Annotated in this window: 16 protein-coding genes, 1 tRNA gene and 6 pseudogenes; 16 read left to right on the forward strand and 7 right to left on the reverse strand. The window is 64.0% G+C overall.

The annotated features are described in order from the left end of the window. From WJW29_RS09445 to WJW29_RS09465, 5 genes and pseudogenes are all read left to right on the forward strand, one after another. Positions 1-348: pseudogene (locus tag WJW29_RS09445) on the forward strand (transposase); the annotation flags it as partial. A 435-nt stretch (positions 349-783) separates the two neighbouring features. Beyond that, positions 784-879 (forward strand): annotated as a pseudogene (locus WJW29_RS09450) (hemolysin D); the annotation flags it as partial. An 8-nt stretch (positions 880-887) separates the two neighbouring features. Continuing rightward, positions 888-1,109 (forward strand): annotated as a pseudogene (locus tag WJW29_RS09455) (hypothetical protein); the annotation flags it as partial. A gap of 580 nt (positions 1,110-1,689) precedes the next feature. Further along, positions 1,690-3,195: a catalase KatB gene (gene katB, locus WJW29_RS09460; protein WP_027704120.1), complete on the forward strand. Its 1,506-nt coding sequence runs from the start codon at positions 1,690-1,692 to the stop codon at positions 3,193-3,195. A 58-nt stretch (positions 3,196-3,253) separates the two neighbouring features. Beyond that, positions 3,254-3,829, forward strand: coding sequence for an ankyrin repeat domain-containing protein (locus WJW29_RS09465; protein WP_011257351.1), 576 nt, complete (start codon positions 3,254-3,256; stop codon positions 3,827-3,829). Positions 3,830-4,113: 284 nt separating this feature from the next. Here WJW29_RS09465 and WJW29_RS09470 read toward each other — a convergent pair whose 3' ends face one another. After that, positions 4,114-4,299 (reverse strand): hypothetical protein, encoded by a 186-nt coding sequence (locus WJW29_RS09470; protein WP_113160272.1) that lies wholly within the window; start codon positions 4,297-4,299, stop codon positions 4,114-4,116. 250 nt (positions 4,300-4,549) lie between these two features. On the opposite strand from WJW29_RS09470, the gene WJW29_RS09475 reads away from it, so the two are divergent. From WJW29_RS09475 to WJW29_RS09505, 7 genes are all read left to right on the forward strand, one after another. After that, entirely contained in the window at positions 4,550-4,774 is a 225-nt protein-coding gene (locus tag WJW29_RS09475) for a hypothetical protein (RefSeq protein WP_011257352.1), read from the forward strand. A gap of 463 nt (positions 4,775-5,237) precedes the next feature. After that, positions 5,238-6,242: a tRNA dihydrouridine(20/20a) synthase DusA gene (gene dusA, locus WJW29_RS09480; RefSeq protein ID WP_011257354.1), complete on the forward strand. Its 1,005-nt coding sequence runs from the start codon at positions 5,238-5,240 to the stop codon at positions 6,240-6,242. Between the two features lie 336 nt (positions 6,243-6,578). After that, positions 6,579-6,881 (forward strand): hypothetical protein, encoded by a 303-nt coding sequence (locus WJW29_RS09485; protein ID WP_033013584.1) that lies wholly within the window; start codon positions 6,579-6,581, stop codon positions 6,879-6,881. A 71-nt stretch (positions 6,882-6,952) separates the two neighbouring features. Continuing rightward, positions 6,953-7,636 (forward strand): response regulator transcription factor, encoded by a 684-nt coding sequence (locus tag WJW29_RS09490; RefSeq protein ID WP_002808458.1) that lies wholly within the window; start codon positions 6,953-6,955, stop codon positions 7,634-7,636. A 74-nt stretch (positions 7,637-7,710) separates the two neighbouring features. Further along, positions 7,711-9,081 carry an ATP-binding protein gene (locus WJW29_RS09495; protein ID WP_012446314.1) on the forward strand — a complete coding sequence of 457 codons (1,371 nt, stop codon included), beginning with the start codon at positions 7,711-7,713 and terminating at the stop codon, positions 9,079-9,081. Between the two features lie 120 nt (positions 9,082-9,201). After that, the gene (locus WJW29_RS09500; RefSeq protein WP_012446313.1) at positions 9,202-10,791 is read left to right on the forward strand and encodes a DUF1800 domain-containing protein; all 1,590 of its coding nucleotides are present in this window, start codon (positions 9,202-9,204) and stop codon (positions 10,789-10,791) included. A gap of 119 nt (positions 10,792-10,910) precedes the next feature. Then, positions 10,911-12,095, forward strand: a complete 1,185-nt coding sequence (locus tag WJW29_RS09505) for a DUF1501 domain-containing protein (RefSeq protein ID WP_027704119.1) — start codon at positions 10,911-10,913, stop codon at positions 12,093-12,095. A gap of 152 nt (positions 12,096-12,247) precedes the next feature. On the opposite strand, the gene WJW29_RS09510 is transcribed toward WJW29_RS09505, so the two are convergent. Together WJW29_RS09510 and WJW29_RS09515 are read right to left on the reverse strand one after the other, a co-directional pair. After that, a complete protein-coding gene (locus WJW29_RS09510) occupies positions 12,248-12,991 on the reverse strand; it encodes a M90 family metallopeptidase (RefSeq protein WP_075239894.1) in 744 nt (247 codons plus the stop codon). Between the two features lie 20 nt (positions 12,992-13,011). Beyond that, complete coding sequence (locus WJW29_RS09515; RefSeq protein ID WP_012446311.1) at positions 13,012-13,323, reverse strand: hypothetical protein; 312 nt, start codon at positions 13,321-13,323, stop codon at positions 13,012-13,014. Positions 13,324-13,629: 306 nt separating this feature from the next. On the opposite strand from WJW29_RS09515, the gene birA reads away from it, so the two are divergent. From birA to WJW29_RS09535, 4 genes are all read left to right on the forward strand, one after another. After that, positions 13,630-14,646 carry a bifunctional biotin--[acetyl-CoA-carboxylase] ligase/biotin operon repressor BirA gene (birA, locus tag WJW29_RS09520; protein ID WP_012446310.1) on the forward strand — a complete coding sequence of 339 codons (1,017 nt, stop codon included), beginning with the start codon at positions 13,630-13,632 and terminating at the stop codon, positions 14,644-14,646. Beyond that, positions 14,643-15,371, forward strand: a complete 729-nt coding sequence (locus WJW29_RS09525) for a type III pantothenate kinase (protein WP_011257361.1) — start codon at positions 14,643-14,645, stop codon at positions 15,369-15,371. Before birA ends, WJW29_RS09525 begins: the two co-directional genes overlap by 4 nt. A gap of 9 nt (positions 15,372-15,380) precedes the next feature. Continuing rightward, positions 15,381-16,310, forward strand: coding sequence for an SPOR domain-containing protein (locus WJW29_RS09530; RefSeq protein ID WP_011257362.1), 930 nt, complete (start codon positions 15,381-15,383; stop codon positions 16,308-16,310). 32 nt (positions 16,311-16,342) lie between these two features. Beyond that, positions 16,343-16,418 (forward strand) — tRNA-Thr (locus WJW29_RS09535). A 695-nt stretch (positions 16,419-17,113) separates the two neighbouring features. On the opposite strand, the gene tmk is transcribed toward WJW29_RS09535, so the two are convergent. From tmk to WJW29_RS09555, 4 genes and pseudogenes are all read right to left on the reverse strand, one after another. Continuing rightward, positions 17,114-17,797, reverse strand: coding sequence for a dTMP kinase (tmk, locus tag WJW29_RS09540; protein WP_011257363.1), 684 nt, complete (start codon positions 17,795-17,797; stop codon positions 17,114-17,116). Between the two features lie 479 nt (positions 17,798-18,276). Then, positions 18,277-18,819: pseudogene (locus WJW29_RS09545) on the reverse strand (GTPase). After that, positions 18,816-19,280, reverse strand: a pseudogene (locus WJW29_RS09550) (hypothetical protein); the annotation flags it as partial. The pseudogenes WJW29_RS09550 and WJW29_RS09545, both read right to left, overlap by 4 nt. Then, positions 19,272-19,490 (reverse strand): annotated as a pseudogene (locus tag WJW29_RS09555) (hypothetical protein); the annotation flags it as partial. The pseudogenes WJW29_RS09555 and WJW29_RS09550, both read right to left, overlap by 9 nt. Positions 19,491-19,642 lie beyond the last annotated feature (152 nt).

Consider the following 19,642-nt stretch of genomic DNA (forward strand, 5'->3'; position numbering starts at 1 on the left):
GGAGCAGATGTCTACAGTGATGGACTCGGTGCGTTTCGAGCACTGGAAGCCGAGCACGCGCACACGGTGATCGAAGGCAGCGGTCGAAGTCGCTGCGAGGCAGAGAACGCACGCTGGGTCAACGTGGTGTTGTCCAACCTAAAGCGTTCGCTGGACGGTGCCTAGCACGCCTTCAAATTCGCCAAATACGCCCAGCGCTACCTGGCAGAGACGATGTGGCGGTTCAACCGCCGTTTCGATCTGACCCGGCTGGTGCCCAGCTTGCTGGCCGCCGCAGCCGCCAGCAAGCCGTGGTCCGAGCGGGCCCTGCGTGATGTCACCATGTTCACCGCTGAAAGTGCGTGCTAATCAGGTGCGGATTTACAGGCTCAGAATCAGCGCTACGACGCCCAGCAGCGCGATCTGCGTCGGCGCGTCACGCTGCTTGACGCGCAGATGGATAACACTGCCGAGCAGATTCGCTTGCAACGCCAGCGCGCAGAGCGCGCGCTCCGGCTCTAAGAGCAGTGGGTGACTGCTGCAGAAAAGGGAATATTGACCAAGGTTCAATTATTGCAGCAGCAAGACATCGCGATTCAGAATCAGGGGCAACTCGAAGAGTTGCAGAAACATGCGTTGGACCTGCGTGTGGAGCACTCTCAACTTCAGTTGCAGCTGGAGCAAACGCCTGCAACCTTGGAAGCAAAGCGCAACGACATCGCCAGGCAGATCGCAGATGTCGCGCAATCCCTTTCGGAAACTGGAGCACGCCGTTCGGTCGTATTGCGTGCGCCAACCGATGGCATGGTCACGAACCTGCTGGTGCATGCAGGGCAACCGGTCGGTGCGCAACAGCCGCTGATCACCTTGTTATCCAAGGACATCGCGTTGCGCGCCGAGCTGTGGGTGCCTTCCAAGGCAGTTGGATTCGTAACATGCGGCGACCGCGTGCTTCTGCGCTATCAGTGCCTACAGCACGGCGGACCTCGCCGTGTTCATTGATCGTAACCTCATCATGTCGGGGAAGCCGCAGCGGTACGCAACGCAAAGCCGACGGCAGCTTGTTCAAGTTGGAGAGTCCTGCCGACCTACAACAGCGGCGGGCAGAGGTCGGGCTGCCTGAGCAAGAGAGTCGCGCTGGCGGGTCCGGATCCGAACACGATGCAGGTGCCACCATTAACGCGCGGGTCTGTCGGTGGTTTGTGGTTTGAACGGTGGGCTCACGCTTCGATCGGCATTCCTAACTTGCGTTGGCCATGCAGGGGACTGCCGAGCAACGGCGCGGCACCCAGCGTGCTGTGTCTAATCGGTCTACGCAGCATGGCGATGCGTTTTCGGCTGTGCTGATCGTGCGGACCGGCATCACCGAGCGGGCACCTGCGCGTATCCGTGCAACGGGTGATGGGCAGTGTTCTTCGTTGTCGTGGCAGCGCATATAGCAAGCGCCAACTGGTCTCCGCACTGCAGCAAATGATTTGCCGCCAGCGCATACATGTGAGGTCGTCGAGATGCGATTGCTCAGCGAATGCGCCAGGTCGCTGCGTGATTCAAGACCAACTGCCACTCTGTAGCGAGATGCTTATCACGCAACGCAGTCATCATCACGTTCCCCTATCGCAGCGATAGTAACTAACGACTTCTCACGCTTCGGCCTGCTGGCCATGATGCAGCCTCCTCAAACGAGCTGACGCCATGCGCCCTGGATCTCTCATGGTGCTAGCCCTGCTAGCCCCGACGTTGATCGCTCCGCCGGTCTTCGCCCAATCCGTTCTGACCCGCGACAATGGCGCCAAGGTCGGCGATAACCAGAATTCGCAGACGGCTGGCCCCAACGGCCCGACCCTGCTGCAAGACGTCCAGCTGATCCAGAAACTGCAACGCTTCGATCGCGAGCGCATTCCCGAGCGCGTGGTGCATGCGCGCGGCACTGGCGTCAAAGGCGAGTTCACCGCCACCGCCGATGTGTCCAAGCTGACCAAAGCAAAGGTCTTCAGCGCGGGCGAAAGAACGCCGGTCTTCGTGCGCTTTTCCTCGGTGGTGCACGGCAATCATTCGCCGGAAACGCTGCGCGACCCGCATGGTTTCGCCACCAAGTTCTATACCAGCGAAGGCAATTGGGATCTGGTCGGCAACAACTTCCCCACGTTCTTCATTCGCGATGCGATCAAGTTTCCCGACATGGTGCATGCGTTCAAGCCAGACCCGCGCACCAATCTGGATGACGATTCGCGCCGTTTCGATTTCTTCTCGCACGTGCCCGAAGCCACCCGCACGCTGACGCTGCTTTACTCCAATGAAGGTACCCCGGCCGGCTATCGCTTCATGGATGGCAATGGCGTGCATGCCTACAAGTTGGTCAATGCGCAGGGCGAAGTGCATTACGTCAAGTTCCACTGGAAGACCCTGCAGGGCATCAAGAATCTCGATCCCAAACAGGTTGCCGCCGTGCAGGCCAAGGACTACAGCCACCTGACCAACGATCTGGTCGCTGCGATCAAGAAGGGCGATTACCCGAAGTGGGACCTGTACGTGCAGGTGCTCAAGCCGGAAGACCTGGCCAAGTTCGATTTCGATCCGCTCGACGCCACCAAGATCTGGCCGGACGTGCCGGAGCAGAAGGTCGGCCAGATGGTGTTGAACAAGAACGTCGACAACTTCTTCCAGGAGACCGAGCAGGTGGCGATGGCGCCGGCCAATCTGGTGCCGGGTATCGAGCCGTCTGAAGACCGCCTCCTGCAGGGCCGTATCTTCTCTTATGCCGATACGCAGCTGTACCGCATCGGTGCCAATGGCCTGAGCCTGCCGGTCAACCGCCCGCGGGTAGCGGTCAACAACGGCAACCAGGATGGGCAGGGCAATATCGGGCAGACCACCAGCGGCGTGAACTACGAGCCGAGCCGTCTGCAGCCGCGTCCGCAAGACGCGTCTGCGCGTTATAGCGAGCTGCCGCTGTCGGGCACCACGCAGCAGGCCAAGATCACCCGCGAGCAGAACTTCAAGCAGGCCGGCGAGTTGTACCGCTCCTATAGCAAGAAGGATCGGGCCGATCTGGTGCAGAGTTTCGGCGAGTCGCTGGCCGACACCGACACCGAAAGCAAGCACCGGATGCTGTCGTTCCTGTACAAGGCCGACCCCGAGTACGGCAGCGGCGTTACGCGCGTGGCCAAGGGCGACCTGTCGCGCGTCAAGCAGCTGGCTTCCAGCCTGCAGGACTGATCCGCCCGACGACATCGCGGCCTGCGCCGCGATGTCGTCTTGAGTCCGGGAGATTCCCATGCGCACCCTCTTGTTTTTGATGCTTGGCAGCCTGTCTGCAGTTGCCAATGCTGCTTCGCCGGCATCCACTCCCGCCGCCAATGCAACGGCCACCGCCACACCCGAGCAGATCAAGCTGCAACTGCGTGCGTATTTCTTCGATGCCGCGCGTGAAGGTCGCCAAGACATGCTGGCCGAATTCATTCGCTCGCACTACGACCTCAATACCCGCGACGAGAAGGGCTATACCGCGTTGATCCTGGCCGCGTACCACGGCCAGCGCCCGGCGGTGGAGCAATTACTCAGCGCCGGCGCCGACCCCTGTGCGCAGGACAAGCGCGGCAACACCGCGCTGATGGGCGCCATCTTCAAGGGCGAGCTGGGCATCGCCAAGCGCCTGATGCAGGCCGGCTGTGCGCCGGACCAGCGCAACAACGCCGGGCAGACCGCGGCGATGTATGCAGCGCTGTTTCAACGTACCGACGTACTGAAGGATCTGGCCGCCAAGGGCGCTGACCTCAGCCTCAAGGACGGGCAGGGCAACGACGTGAGCAAACTGCAACGCGGCGAATTCACTACCGCCCCGGCGCGCTGAGCATGCTGCTCTTGCTTGCTGGTTAGGCCCGCGCGCGTCGTGCGCGTGTCATCGGCGTCCAAGCGCCTCGGTATTCGGCTGCATGTTGCAATATGCCTGCGCGAGACGCGTCTGGCCGCTGCTGCCCGCTGTGCGACATGTAGGCTGCCGCTTGAGAGCTCTTGTCAGACTCAACGCAACATTGGCAGACCCTGGTGCAACCTCCAGGTCTTCTGCAGGTTGCGCCATTGCCTGGCAGCGCATCCCCGACCCGGCTCCACATCGGCGGCTTTGTAGAGCCAGCGTCAGGACAGCCTGGTCCTGGCAAGCGCCTGGAAGCGCAACGCCAGGCCGGTGACCTGCACGTTGTTGCCTGAGCCTGGCGATGACTTCCAACCTTTGCCGTGATCTTCCACCTCGGCACCCCACTGCATCGCCCGGAAGAACTGCAACCGGCACAGCTCGGAAACCGCACCTGCGACACGCCACAAATCGCCTCGTGCAGGCCCGTCGGTTTTCCGCCACGACCGCATTGGAACGCTGGCGCGGGTGGTGATTTTTTTGCCGGTGCGTCAGGAGTTTTTCGACACACAAGGCCTTGTGCGCCAAGGCTTTGACAGAAAACTGAGTGCTTGCTGACTTGCTCGAAATTGCCTGAAAAAAGCGCAGAAAAACAGTTCAAGAAAGCGCCGGGAACGCCGATGCTGCAGCTATCGCATCGCACCTTGGAACCCGCGGACCATGAAGCTCGATCCTTCCATTCCTTTCCTGATGTCTCTGCTGGCCATGGTGCTGTGCACCGCCACTGCCGTTGTCGCGCTGGTGTTCGGCCAGGTGCACGTGCTGGCCAAGTCGTGGAGCTTCTACACGGTCTTGGGCACCGCCCTGATCGCGCTGGTCGCCTCGTACCACGCACTCGGCAAGCCGCTCAGCGCCGAAGAGCGTGTGGGTGTCCGTAACCCGTAAGGTCCGGGTTCGTCCGAGCGCAGCGGTCACCGCGGCACCGGACTTGGAAAGCTCCGCTCGTCACTGACGATGCAAGGCGTTCGCCGCAGAGGCGAACGCAGACAGGCACCGCGCATCCTGCAGCGCTGCCTCCCGTCCCCGCCCGCACTTGGCGAGCGAGGGGAACAAAAACAGCGTCAACGCGATCTTCGGCGCTATTGCCCTTCCCGACAGTAGAACGCATCCGTGATGCTGGCCGCCGAAGCGCCTCACCAGCGCCATCCGCAATTGCGCGTAATACGCGTAGCCGGCCAGCTGATGGGGGGGGCGATCACATGGCGCAACGAGTAGGCGATCCTGCAGCTAAATCCCAAAGCAGCCGCTCCGGCCTGCCACTGCGCACCGCCGCAGATTCATCGACGCCCGTGTAAGCTGTTGATCCTGCTTCGCATTCTACTGGCTGCTCGCTGCGGCCACTTCGTCGATGACCGCTTCCGCCGATCGCTACGCCGCCTCCCTGCGCCTGTCCGTCGCTCCGATGATGGACTGGACCGACCGTCATTGCCGGGTCTTCCACCGTCTGTTGGCGCCGTCGGCACGCCTGTACACCGAGATGGTGCACGCCAATGCGGTGATCCACGGCGATCGCGCGCGGCTGCTCGGCTTCGATGCGGTCGAACATCCGCTGGCGCTGCAGCTGGGCGGCAGTGATCCGGCCTTGCTAGCGCAGGCGGCGGCGATCGCGCAGGAGTGGGGATTTGATGAGATCAATCTCAATTGCGGGTGCCCGTCCGACCGCGTGCAGGCCGGGCGGTTCGGCGCCTGCCTGATGCGCGAGCCGGCACTGGTGGCCGAATGCGTCGCTGCCATGTGCACGGCCACCCACGTGCCGATCACGGTCAAATGCCGTCTTGGCGTGGACGACGATGACGATTACGCGCTATTCGCCCGCTTTGTCGACCAGGTGGTCGCGGCCGGCGCGGCGATGGTGGTGGTGCACGCCCGCAACGCCTGGCTCAAGGGCCTGTCGCCGAAGGAAAACCGCGAAGTGCCGCCGCTGCGTTACGACTGGGCCTACCGGCTCAATCAGGAGCGGCCCGGCCTGCCTGTGGTGCTCAACGGTGGCATCGTGGCCGTGGACGCCGCAATGGCGCATCTGCAGCATACCGATGGCGTCATGCTCGGCCGCGCGGCCTACCACGACCCCTACGTCCTGCATTGTCTGGACGCTGCCTTGAACCAGCGGCCCGAGCAACCGCGCGAGTCCCTGCTGCGCGCATTGCAGCCGTACGTGGCATCGCAGCTGGCGCAAGGTCTTGCCCTGAAGCATATGACGCGGCACGTGCTGGGCCTGTTCCATGGCCAGCCCGGCGGGCGGTCATTCCGGCAGGTCTTGAGTGAAGGCGCACATCGTCCGGGTGCCGGCTGGGAGTTGGTCGAACAGGCGCTGCAGCGCACCGATACGCGATCCTGGCGGGTGGTCGCCTAGTTGGCCCACCGCTTGCGTTCCTGAACGGGCTGCTGGGATATCGATGGTTTCGAGGGTTTCCAGCAACGGGCGCGTCCGCCACAGCCCACGCCCACCATGGCTTTGAGCACTGACGATATTCATTTCGCTGAATGCCGTTACCTCGAAGCTAAAAAAGTTCAGATCGGATTCACCCCGAAAAATCAAGAATTTGGCTCAATTCCGATGCTCGACCATCTGTAACGCATGGTCGATTTCACGAATTCTGAATGTTTCTGAACAACCCGCTAGGATTCGTTTGTGACCCGATTGCCCTGCCGCGCTCGCCAAATTGCTCTGGTTGCCCTCTCGGTGGCCATGGCCGCGCCGTTGGCCTGGGGCCAGGGCTACCCGATGGTGCAGAGCGGGCGCGAGACGTTGCCGCCGTCGGCACGCGGCAATAGCCGCACGCTGTCGGACACCATTCGGCATGTGCAACGGTCTACCGGTGGACAGATCCTTGGTGCCGAGCGCGTGCCGTTCGATGGCGTCAATCTCAACCGGGTCAAGTACATGAAAGACGGGCGCGTACACACCGTGTATGAGCCGGAGCAGACGCAGGCCGCGCCGCTGCAGAACTTGCCGCCGCCGGACGCGCCACCACGCGACGATAACCGCTGAACGTAGACAGTTCTACGTTCAGTCTTATAAATTCCCCGGCCACTGGCCGACAACGTAACTAGGAAGAGTGCATGCGTATCCTTTTGGTCGAAGACGAAGCTCCGCTGCGCGAAACCCTTGCGGCGCGTCTGAAGCGTGAAGGTTTTGCGGTTGACGCTGCACAGGACGGCGAAGAAGGCCTCTACATGGGCCGTGAAGTGCCGTTCGACGTTGGCATCATCGATCTTGGCTTGCCCAAGATGTCAGGCATGGAGCTGATCAAGGCCCTGCGCGATGAAGGCAAGAAATTTCCGGTGCTGATCCTGACCGCGCGTTCGAGCTGGCAGGACAAGGTCGAAGGCCTCAAGCAGGGCGCCGACGATTACTTGGTCAAGCCGTTCCATGTCGAAGAGCTGCTGGCGCGCGTCAACGCGTTGTTGCGACGTGCTGCTGGCTGGAGTAAGCCCACGCTGGAATGCGGTCCGGTCGCGCTGGATCTGGCAGCACAGACGGTGAGCGTCAACGGCGCCAACGTGGATCTGACCAGCTACGAGTACAAGGTGCTTGAATACTTGATGATGCATGCCGGCGAATTGGTCTCCAAGGCCGACCTCACCGAGCACATCTACCAGCAGGATTTCGACCGCGATTCGAACGTGCTGGAAGTGTTCATCGGTCGTCTGCGCAAGAAGCTCGATCCCGATGGTGAGCTCAAGCCGATCGAAACCGTCCGTGGTCGCGGCTACCGCTTCGCCATTCCGCGTACCGAAGGCTGAGTCCGCGCGTCAACGAACGGGAAGACCACGTGCCGGGCCGCTCCAAGTGGTATAGACGCTGGCGGCCGCGCTCGTTGCAGGCCCGCCAGCTGCTGGCCGCCAGCCTCAGTCTGGTGGCCTTCCTGGCGCTGGCGGGTTACGCGCTGGATGTGGCGTTTGCCGACACCGCCGAAAAGAATCTGCGCGAGCGGCTGAAGAACTACGCTTCCGCGTATGCGGCCAATATCGATTTCGTACGCGACGGCTCGCTGTACATCGGCGGGCAACCGCCCGACCCGCGTTTCGATGTGCCTGGCGGCGGGCTCTATGTCGAAGTTGTACGTCCCGACGAAAGCTGGACCTCGATGTCGGCCGAAGGCCCGAATATTCCGCACGGCCGCATGCTGGAGCCGCGCCAGGAAGAGTTCATCGGCCCGCTGGAAATGACCCAGATCGACGGCAGCCTGGGCCAGCTGTATCGCTACGGCCTGGGCGTGAGTTATGTCGAACGCGAACACGGTGGCGAGATTCCGTACACCATCTATGTGATGGAAGATGCGCGCTCGATGGGCGCGCAGCTGCGCGTGTTCCGTGGTGCGGTGTGGTTCTACCTCGGTAGCGCTGGCGTGGTGTTGCTGGTGTTGCAGGCCTTCATTCTGCAATGGAGCCTGCGTCCGCTGCGGCGGGTCATCAACGAGCTGACCAAGGTGCAGCGCGGCGAGATCCAGCGCATGAGCGAGCAGCATCCGCGCGAGCTGGAGCCGCTGACCGACAGCATCAATGCCTTTATCGAGAGCGAGCGCGACAACCTGGAGCGCCAGCGCAATACGCTGGCCGATCTGGCGCATAGCCTCAAGACACCCATCGCCGTCTTGCGCACGCAATTGGATAGCGGCGCGTCCGAGCGCGATCTGCATGAAGAAATGGATGTGCAGCTGCGCCGCATGAACGATCTGGTGTCTTACCAGCTGGCACGCGCCGCTTCCAGCGGGCACAAGTTATTCGCCGCGCCTTTGCCGATCGAGCCGACCGCCGAAGAAATCGTGCGTGGTCTGGAGAAGGTGTATTCGGTCAAGGGCGTGCTGTGCGAGTTCGATATTTCCCCCGAAGCGCGCTTTCACGGTGAGCCGGGCGATTTGCAGGAGCTGCTCGGCAATTTGCTGGAAAACGGCTTCAAGTGGGCGCTTAGCCGCGTGCTGTTGACCGCACAACCGGGACCCACGACCGGTAGCCGTCGTGCCGGGTTGATCCTGTCGGTGGAAGACGACGGCCCCGGCATCGCGCCGGAAGACGTGGCCAAGATCCTGCAGCGCGGTGTGCGTGGCGATGAGCGCGTGCAAGGGCACGGTATCGGCATGTCGATCGTGCAGGATCTGATCAAGGCCTACCGCGGCGAGTTGCAGGTGGTGCGCTCGCAGGAACTGGGCGGCGCCCGCTTCGACGTGACCATGCCGCCGGGATTGTGACCAGCGGGAGTGGCCCGATAAACACCTGGTCAATGTCCACAGGCCTTCCGACAACCGTTTAACCCCGCATGCGTTGGCTTGCCCATACTGGGTCGGTACGTCGTTGCGATGGAGGGCCGCATGTTCGAGCGAGTGAGTCAGGCAGGGTGCATGGAAACGCGTGTGGTACGCGCGCAGCAATGGCGAGGACGGCGAGCGCTGCCGCTGTTGATCGGCAGCGTCTGGGTGCTCAATTGCACGGCCGCCGAAGCGCCGCTCACATCAACACAGACACGCTGGCTGCAACGCGCCACCTACGGTGTGGACGCCAACAGCGCGACGCAACTGACACAGCTAGGCCCCAAACGCTTCGGTGCGCTGTTATTGCAGCCCAGCGACGACGCGGCGTTGCCGGCGCCGGTACGCGTGCAGCTGCAGCGCTTCGATGGGCTGCATACCACTCTGGTGGATTTGCTGACCCAATACGAGGCCGACAAGGTCCGCCTGCAGGCCATGCCCGATGGCGATGAGAAGGTTGCCCTGAAGAAGGACTGGCAGGCGCGCGGCGGGCAGATGTTGGTGCAGGCGCGCCAGGCGCAATTGCTGCGCGCGGTGTACGCGCCGGATCAGCTGCGCGAGCAACTGGTGTGGTTCTGGCTTAATCATTTCAGCGTGTATGCCGACAAGGCGCGGGTGAAATGGATGGCCGCCGACTACATGGAAAACGCGATTCGCCCCAATGCCACCGGCAAGTTTGTCGACTTGGTGATGGCCACGCTGGAAAGCCCGGCGATGCTGGAATACTTGGACAATGCCAAGAGCGCCAAGGGCAAGGTCAACGAAAACTACGCACGCGAGTTGATGGAACTGCACACGCTGGGGGTGCATGGCGGCTACAGCCAGCAGGACGTGCAGCAGCTGGCGCTGATCCTCACCGGCGCAGGCTTGGTGCCGATCAAGGCCAACGGCGCGCCGCCGTTGCCAGCTGCAGCACCAGGGCAGACGCAGGTCGTGCGCAAAGGCTTGTTCGAATTCAATCCGGCGCGACATCAACCTGGCGACAAGATGCTGCTTGGTCAGCGCATCGCTGGAGGTGGTCTGGATGAGATCGAGCGCGCCGTGCAGCTGTTGGTACGGCAGCCAGCCTGCGCGCACTTCATTTCGCAACGCCTGGCCGAGTATTTCGTCAGCGACACGCCCCCCGCTGCGCTGGTGACGCGCATGGCCAACACCTTCCAACGCAGTGATGGCGATATCGCCCAGGTGATGCAGACCATGCTGGCGTCGCCGGAGTTTGCGCAGGCGCAACCGCGCAAGTTCAAGGACCCGAACCGATTCGTGGTGTCGGCGATGCGAGTGGCGTATGAGGATCAACCGGTGATCAATGCCGCGCCGATGGCCAGTTGGGTGCAGCAACTGGGCGAGCCGTTGTTTGGGCGTATCACGCCCGATGGCTGGTCGCTGCAGTCGCAGGCCTGGACCAGCTCCGGGCAATTGGCGCGCCGGTTCGAGGTGGCGCGCTCAATCGGCGGCGGACCGAAGCAACTGTTTCGTCTGGATGGTGATAACGACACGCCGATTCCGGCGGTGACGCGCATCGACACGCGGCCTGCGTACCGGTGGCTGGCGCCCTCGCTGTCCGCCGCCACACAGCAGGCGCTGGACCAGGCGCGCTCGCCTGCCGAATGGAATGGATTCTTGCTGTCGTCGCCTGATTTCAACTATCGCTGACGCAATGACACCGATTCGGATCCGCTGATGCAACGTCAACGATTCAACGCTTGCAGATTCAAAACGACCGATCCAACGATCCAACGAATGCCAAGCGGCCATCGCCGCGGGAGTACGCCATGCAACGACGTCAATTTCTGCTTGCCTCTGCAGCCGCAGCAAGCATGCCGTGGGCCGGTCGTTTGTTCGCTGCGCCACGCGATAGCGCGCGCATGCTGGTGGTGTTTCTGCGGGGTGGCTACGACAGCAATAATCTGCTGGTGCCGCATGGCAGCGATTTTTATTACCACTCGCGGCCGAGCCTGGCGATTGCACGACCGGATCCGGCCAATCCAAACAGTGCTGTCGCACTGAATGCGCAGTGGGGCCTGAACCCGGTGATGCGCGATGCTTTGCTGCCGTTTTGGGAACGCAAGCAACTGGCCTTCGTGCCGTTCGCTGGCACCGACGATCTGTCGCGCAGTCATTTCGAAACCCAGGACGATATCGAATCCGGCCAGGCGGGCAAGCACCGCGATTACCGTTCCGGATTCATGGCGCGCCTGTCGGGCGTGTTGAGTGGAGTGTCGGCGATCGCGTTCACTGATTCGCTGCCTCTGACCTTTCAAGGCGGCAGCGATTTACCCAATGTGTCGTTGCGGAGCATCGGCAAAGATGGACTGGACGCGCGGCAGGCGCAGATCCTGTCGCAGATGTACGACAGCACGCCGCTGGCTGCCGCCGCGCGCGACGGCTTGGCGCTGCGTCAGCAGGTCACCGTGCAGTTGCGCGACGAGATGGAGCAGGCCGCCCGTGGCGCCGCCAGCGCCCGTACCTTTGCCGATGAAACCCGGCGCATGGCGACCTGGATGCGCGAGCGCTATCGCCTGGGATTCGTCGATGTCGGTGGCTGGGACACGCATGCCAATCAAGGCAGCGTGGCAGGTGGCCTGGCAAATAACCTGCGCAATCTCGGCGAAGGGCTGGCCGCGTATGCCGATGCGCTGGGGCCGGCGTGGAACGACACCGTGGTGGTGGTGATCTCCGAGTTCGGCCGCACCTTTCGCGAGAACGGCAGCAAGGGCACCGATCACGGCCATGGCACCACGTACTGGGTGCTGGGCGGAGGTGTGCACGGCGGCCGCATCGCTGGCGAGCAGGTGGCGGTCGAACAGGCGCAGCTGCTGCAGAACCGCGATTACCCGGTGCTCAACAATTACCGCAGCCTGTTCGGCGGGGTGCTGACTCGCATGTGGGGCCTGTCGCCAGCGCAAGTGGAACGGGTTTTTCCGGGCGCCACACCACGCGATCTTGGATTGGTCTGAAGTTGGAGAGCGACCAAGCGCAAGAAAGAACATGTGCGGGGGATGACGGCGGATTCGCTTCAATGCATCGGCAGTGCTTCAAGCGGCGGCTGCGCAGTCGTTTTGTCAGCCGCGCTGAAGCGACAACCACGCCGTCCAGTGACGCAGCACACTCAGCGCTGCACTGACGCCGCAAACGGCGAGGGTCCGTAAAAACGTTCCAAGTGTGCAGCAACCTGCGGCATCGCACGTGCAAGCAGGTGCGGTGCGGAGAAGTGATATTCGCTGACCACCGCGAAGAATTCTTCCGGTGCTTCGGCGGCATATGGGTCGATCTCGGTGTCTTCGCCGGCATCGACGCGTTGGCAAAAAAGATCGTAGGCATGCTGGAAATCACGTGCCCAGGTGCGTTGCGCGGAGCGTGGTAATGGCGGGCTGCCGTCGAGCGCGCCATCCAGTGCATCGAGCTTGTGCGTCATCTCGTGCACGATCACGTTGAAGCCTGCCTGCGGGTCATCCAGATCGGCCTGCACATCCGCCCAGCTGACGATCAACGGACCTTGCTCCCAGGCTTCGCCGATCAGGGTGTCGTCCCATGCGTGCATCACTCCGGCTGCATCCATGTGCGTGCGCTGCACGCGGAACGCATCCGGATACACGATCAATTGCGACCAGCCGCGCCAACCGGCGGCGCCGATTTCCAACAGCGGCAGGCAGCAGGTCGCAGCCAGCATGAGCGCATCGCTTGGTTGCAGCTGCAGCCCGTCGACAGGCGAAATGGTTTTTTGATGCAGGAATTGCGCGGTCAATGCGCGCAGACGTTGCCGCCGCGGCAGATCGAGCGCTGCGACCCATGCGCACCTGCTACACAGCGGTTGCCAAAGCGCATCAGCGATATCGGGAGGCGGCCGGCGCAGCTAGCGCGTCAACCACTGGATCAGCGGAACATGCCCGGCAGGAAACTGTGCCAACGCGGCATCGTGCGTATGTGTGGGACTAACGAATCGCCATCGCTGCCACCACCACTGGTGGACGGCGCGGCTTTGTGCGGGGTGGTACGCGCCGGTGCCGGCTCGGGGGCCGGCGTTCTGCAGCGTGCGGCCGAGTTGGTGCTGACGCAGCTGTCATGATCGCCGTCGACCAGTTGGTCCGAAGCCAGGGCGGCAAGCGGAGCCAACAGCATGAGCAGGCAGACCGTGATTCGGCGCATCGTCCACATCCAGGGCAAGCGGCGTGAGGCACCGATCATAACGCGCTTTTCACTCCCTCACGCAAGCCGCGCTGGGCGCCCGGGAGGGCTTGGCGCATACTTTGGCTGATAGATTCGGGGACTTCAGGCGTGTGATGCACTTTGAGATAAGAGGCGCCGGCGGCCAGCCTTGCGGCGCGGACGCCGCGGGGCATTGGTCCGACGCGCGTGATGACCAGCCACGGCATGCCCCCCGTGTGCTGCCGGCCACCAACCCGACGCCGCGCTTCGTGTGGCGCGCCGATGCAGCGGCACGCGCGTTGCCCTGGCGACCAATCAAGCATGCAGGGTGCGCCTCTTCTACACATGCCGCCGCCCGCGCATTTGTCCGCTCATGCCTTCTCGCGCACCGCAGCCGTGGATGATCGCGCCTTGCTGGCCAAACTCGCCAGTGGCAGGCTGTCCGGCGATGCGCTGGCACGCGATGCCGGCTTGACCCGTGCGGCGGTGTGGAAGCGCATCCAGAATCTGCGTGCGGCCGGGGTCGACATCGAAGGGCGAGCCGGCGACGGTTACCGCCTGGCCACGCCCTTGGACCTGCTGGATGCGGCGTGCATTCGCGCCGGCATGGCACCGGATGCGGCCGCTGGCCTCGCTGCGCTGGACGTGGCCTGGACGCTGGAATCCAGCAACACCACCTTGCTGGCGCAGTCGGCGCCCGAACAGGGCGTGGCAGTGCTGCTGGCCGAGCGCCAGACCGGTGGCCGCGGTCGGCGCGGTCGGCAATGGACCTCGCCGCTGGGCGCGCATATCTACTTGTCGGCGTCGCGCCGTTTCAGTGGCGGGCTGGGCCAGTTGGCCGGGCTCAGCCTGGCCGTGGGCGTGGCAGTGGCCGAAGCCCTGCGTGGTTGCGGGTTTGCCGATGTCGGTCTGAAATGGCCCAACGATCTGCTGGCACGCGAGCGCAAGTTGGGCGGCCTGTTGATCGAGGGCGGCGGCGAGATGACCGGCAACGCGCGTGCGGTGATCGGGCTGGGCTTGAACGTGCACATGCCGGCGGCGGCAGCGGCCAGCATCGACCAGCCGTGGATCGATCTGGATACCTTGGCCGGCCGACCGGTGTCACGCGACCAAGTGGTGGCGGCGGTGCTGTCCGCTTTGCTGCCGGCGCTGGATCTGTTCGAGGCGCAGGGGCTGGTGCCGTTCCTGGGGCGCTATGCAGACCTGGACGTCCTGAGCGGGCGTGCGGTGCAGGTCGAAGAGGCCGGCACCCGACATCGTGGCGTTGCGCTCGGCCTGGCGGCCGACGGCGCGTTGCGGGTGCGACTGGGCGACACGGTGCGTCTGTTCCACTGCGGAGAAGTGAGCGTGAGACCTGCATGAGCGAGTGGTTGTTCGACCTGGGAAATTCGCGGTTCAAGTACGCGCCGCTGCACGGCAACCGTGCCGGCCAAGTGCAGGCATGGGCACACGGCGCCGAGGCCATGGATGCGGCCGCGCTGGCGGCGCTGCCGTCCGGGCAGATCGCGCACGTTGCCAGCGTGGCCGCACCGGCATTGACGCAGCGCATGATCGCCTGCCTGCAGGAGCGCTTTACGCAGGTGCGCATCGTGCGGACCGCCGCCGAGTGCGCCGGTATCCGTATTGCTTATGCCGATCCCAGCCGCTTCGGTGTGGACCGCTTTTTGGCGCTGCTGGGTGCGCGGGGCGACGCGCCGGTGCTGGTGGCCGGCGTGGGCACCGCACTGACCATCGACGTGCTGGGCGCCGATGGCCTGCATCATGGCGGCTGCATCGCCGCCTCGCCAACCACCATGCGCGAAGCGCTGCATGCGCGCGCGGTGCAGCTGCCGGCCAGCGGCGGCGATTACGTCGAGCTGGCCATCGACACCGACGATGCCTTGACCTCCGGCTGCGACGGCGCGGCGGTGGCGCTGATCGAGCGCAGCTTGCAGCACGCGCAACGCAGCCTGGGCGCGCCGGTGCGGCTGCTCGTCCATGGTGGTGGCGCGCCGCCGCTGCTACCGCTGCTGCCCGGTGCCACGTTCCGCGCCGCCTTGGTGCTGGACGGTCTGGCGACGTGGGCGACCGCTGCGGCATCCCCGTAGAATCGGCGCATGTATGTCCGCGCGCTCATCGTCGTTTTGATCGTCCTCAATGCCGGGGTGGCGTTGTGGTGGGCCTTGCAGCCACCGCCGGCACCGCCGCCAGCGCCGCCGCAACCGACAGGTGTCGCGCGGCTGGAGCTGCTGCCAACCCTGCCGGGTGTTGGCGGAGCGGCGCTGCCGGGTGCAGCGGCGGCGACCGGATCGGCGTCGGCGGCGGAGAGTGAGTCGACTGCATCGGCCACACCAGCCATACCAGCCACACCAGCATCAACGCCTGTATCCGCAGCGGTACCCGCCCCCACCCCGGCGGCAGTTGTCAGTACATCCACGTCCACGCCGGCATCGACGACATCAGCCAGCGCTGTCGCAGCGGAAACGCCGCATGCTGCAGCCGAGCCGTCGGTGACCACAAAAACTGCTGCAAAGCCTGCCGATAGCGTGGCTGCTACGGCGACAAAACCGTCGCCAACCACACCATCGCCTGCACCGGAGCGCTGCGCCAGCCTGGGGCCATTCGTGGCACGCGCCGATGCCGATGCGGCGCTGGCGCGTGTGCGTGGGCAGGCCAGTCGCGCCAGCGTGCGCGAGGACAAGGACGCTGGTGTCAGCACGTTTCGGGTGATGTTGCCCAACGTGGGCGACCGCGCGGCCGCGCAGGCGCTGGTCAAGCGCATTGCTGCGGCTGGGATGGGCGACTATTACGTGATTGCACAGGGCGAGGACAACACCGTGGCGCTGGGCCAGTACCAGAGCCGCGAGCGCGCCGAGCGGCGCCAGGCCAGCCTGGTCGGCGCAGGCTTCCCGGCGCAATTGGTGCCCAGCGGCAGCGGGCAATCGCGGTGGTGGATCGATGTGCGCAGCAGCGCGGCCACCAGCGCATTGCAAGGTGCTGCCGGTGCCGCGCGTCAGCGTTCGCTAGATTGCGCCGCGCTGCGCTAGAATGCGCATCGGCGCGCAATGCGCCTGCCTTCGCCGGCATAGCTCAGTTGGTAGAGCAACCGCCTTGTAAGCGGTAGGTCCCCAGTTCGAATCCGGGTGCCGGCACCATCTTCGATCCACGCGTCTGCGGCAATCTTGATTGGCTGTGCTGTCAGGGGGGGCACATGACACGGCGGCGTGCGCTGAACGGAATTGCACACGGACTCGTCGAGCACTTGCGTCAGTCGAAACAATGATGTGACTGGGTATGGGGTATCGGCCAGCTCTACCGTGAGGCTTTGGAGCGCCACGTATCGTCGGTGTCCATCGAGTTGCTCTGCAACAGTTCGTCTGCCGTTGGCTCTGTCGCTCAGGCCATCCAATTGCACTACACGCGCCGCTTGGAGCAGATGGCTCTAAATGCGGGCGTCTCACTCTCGCACGCGCAAGTCACTGTTGAATTCGGTGCCTTTGGGTCCGGCCCCGCAGACCGTGAGCACTCCTATGGCGATCCATTTCTGTGCACGGTCTCGTTGGTCGGTTCAAGTGGCCGCGCATACAAGGCAACACGCGCTGGGCGTTGTTCTCCGCACGACCCAAGAAGGGAAATCCGTTCGACGCGTGCGCGTGACCCCTCATAACTTGTTCAAGCCGTATGCGCTTTGCGGATCGGCCTAATTTCCGCGTTTTCTACCGTGCGCGGGATCTTTGGTTCAACCGGTTGCTACTCAGTCGGGTGCAGGTAAGTTACTTGCCAGTAGCGATTCGCCACGAGAGGTACGCTACTTTTGTCGCGCGACGCGACGCGACGCGCAGTACAGCACTCAGGCCGGGCGGCCGGCCGAGAGCAGTTCCAGCGCGGCCTTGCCGGTGTCTGCCGGCGCGCCGTCGCCGCTCAGTCGGTCGGCTAATGCGGCCACGATGATGGCGTGCGCCTGGCGCAGCACGCTGTCGGCGTCGGCGCTGGCATCCACCACGTGTTTGCCCGGCAATTCCAGCCCGGCAAAGATGGTGCGGCAGCGTTCCAGGTTGTCTTGGGTTTCGAAGTGATTGGGCGCATCGCCGCGCGCGCGGATACGGGCCAGGCCGGTGGGCGGGGGCAGGTCGAGCAGCAGCAGTACGTCCGGGCGCGGCGCGAAGGCGTTGAGTTCCAGTAGCTCGTCCAGCGGCAGGCCGGCAGCGCCCTGGTAGGCGACCATCGAGGGGAAGTAGCGGTCTAGGATCACGATGTCGCCACGTGCCAGCGCGGGCGCGATCAAGGTGTCCACATGTTCGTGGCGGTCGCGGATCAGCAGCTCGGCTTCTTCGTCCGCACTCAGGCGGCCGGTGGCGGCGGACTGGCGCAGTTTGGTGCCCCAGGGGCCGTTGGTCGGCTCCTTGCTCAGCACGACGCGCGCGCCAGCGGCTTCCAGCGTGGTGGTCAGGCGGCGGGCGAGGGTGGTCTTGCCGGCGCCGTCGATGCCTTCGATGGCGATCAGCAAGCCGCCGGGCTTCAGTTCAATTGTCATCGCGCTACTTTATCTGATCGTGACGATGGACCCTTAACCGGCAGCATCGCGATGGTGAGCATGCGTCCGCAGCGGACCCGCGCGATGGCGAAGCAGCAGCGACCGAGCCAGTTGCGGACGCAGACATGCGCCGCGAACCCTGCCGCAAGGTGATGGAGCAGCATGTGGCGAACACCGGCACGCCAGGGCTGGCAGGTCATGCGGCATATGCCGATGACTTATCGCCGGTATGTCCTGCGCGATGTCGGAAACGTCCCGATGTCCTGGTGTCTGACCACGCTGTATACTGAGTGAGTCAGACACGAGGCAGATTTGTACTACGACCGAGTCTTGTTTCTGGCTTCAAGGAAGACGGACGCGTCGCCGCAACCCTAGAGGCGGCATCCCCCGCGTGACGCCCTTTCAGGCACCGTCGTGACCGGATTCCTTGTCTTACTCACCGCGTCGACTGCATATGCACGCGTCACGCGCGCTGGCGATCAGCTGGTCGCCGAGGTGTAGCGATAGGACAGCAGCGACTTCACCAGGAAGGTGATCTGGGTGGCCGAGCGTGCATCCACCCGCATGACCGGGATGCGAAAGCCTTCGGCCACCAAGGCATCGCGAAATGGCGGCACCAGGAAAGCTTCGACTTCATCGGTCATGGTGATGCCCACCGCCAGGCTGGCGTCCGGGGCGATCTGCGTAAACTCACCCAACAGCGCCAGCGTGGCATTGAGCGTCTGCGGGTCGCGTGCGTTGGTCAGCACGATCACGCCCAACGCGCCGTCGCACACCAGCGGTCACATGAAATCCAGGTATTTCTGGCCAGGCACGCCGTAGACGTGCAGCAGCTCGCCGTCTTCCAGCTCGATCAAGCTGCAGTCCAGCGCGACGGTGGTGTAGGTCTTGTCGCCGTCCGCATCCTGGCTGAGCGGCATTTCGGTGTCGACTGGCTCCACATCGGAGATGGCACGCACTGCGGTGGTCTTGCCGGCGCCCATGCCGCCGACGAACACCAGCGTGTTGGCCGGAAGACTCATGATTGCGTCTGGAAGAGGGAAAGGCCGAACCGACGTGCGACCCATGAGAAGAACCGCGTGTTGCCGCTGTCCGGACGACGCTGCGTTGCAGGCACGGGACTCTCCGCAGTCTGGGCACGGCCGCTGGCGAGCGCGGCGGCGAACAGGCATTCCACCGTTTGCACCGGCAGCTTGCAGGCGCTGGCCAGCGCCTGCGGGCGCCACGGGCGCCACGGGCGCGCAGGCAGATGGGCGACGGCGAGCAATTGAGCCGGCGAACTGGTCTCTGCACTCAGCTCTGGCCACTGGCGCAGTTGCAGCGCATGGCTGGGTTCCACGGCCGGCAGCGCCGGGCGCAGATGTTCGGGCAGGGCAAAAAACAGCGCTTCGCATGAAAGACGTTGCGGTAGCGCGGTGGCAGCAAGGTCGGGCACGGCGTGCCAGCCCAAGCGGTCGAGCGTGGCGATCACCTCGGCCAGTGCGGCAAGCCGGCGACCGTCCACATCCAGGCTGGATTGCTCGGTAATGGCGCGCCCGTCGGCGGTGGAAAGCATCAACATGCCGATGCCCGGCTCGCGCTCGATGGTCTGCGCGACCGTATGCTCGATACGCTGTAGATTCTCAAAATGCAACGCCCGCGGGACCTCGCCCACAGCAGCCTTGACGACCTGGTTGACAGCGTTATTCGGCATGAAATCCCCCTGTTGCTTGATGGCCTGAGCGCGTGCATGCGTGGCGTGCTGCGCTGGCCGGCGCGCACCATACCCACCGGATCCGAGCAGGCTGTCACTCTCGCCCGTGTTGCTTCACCGGGCGGTCAGACAGACAGGATCGGCAACGTCGG

Source organism: Xanthomonas sp. JL1, from assembly GCF_038405005.1.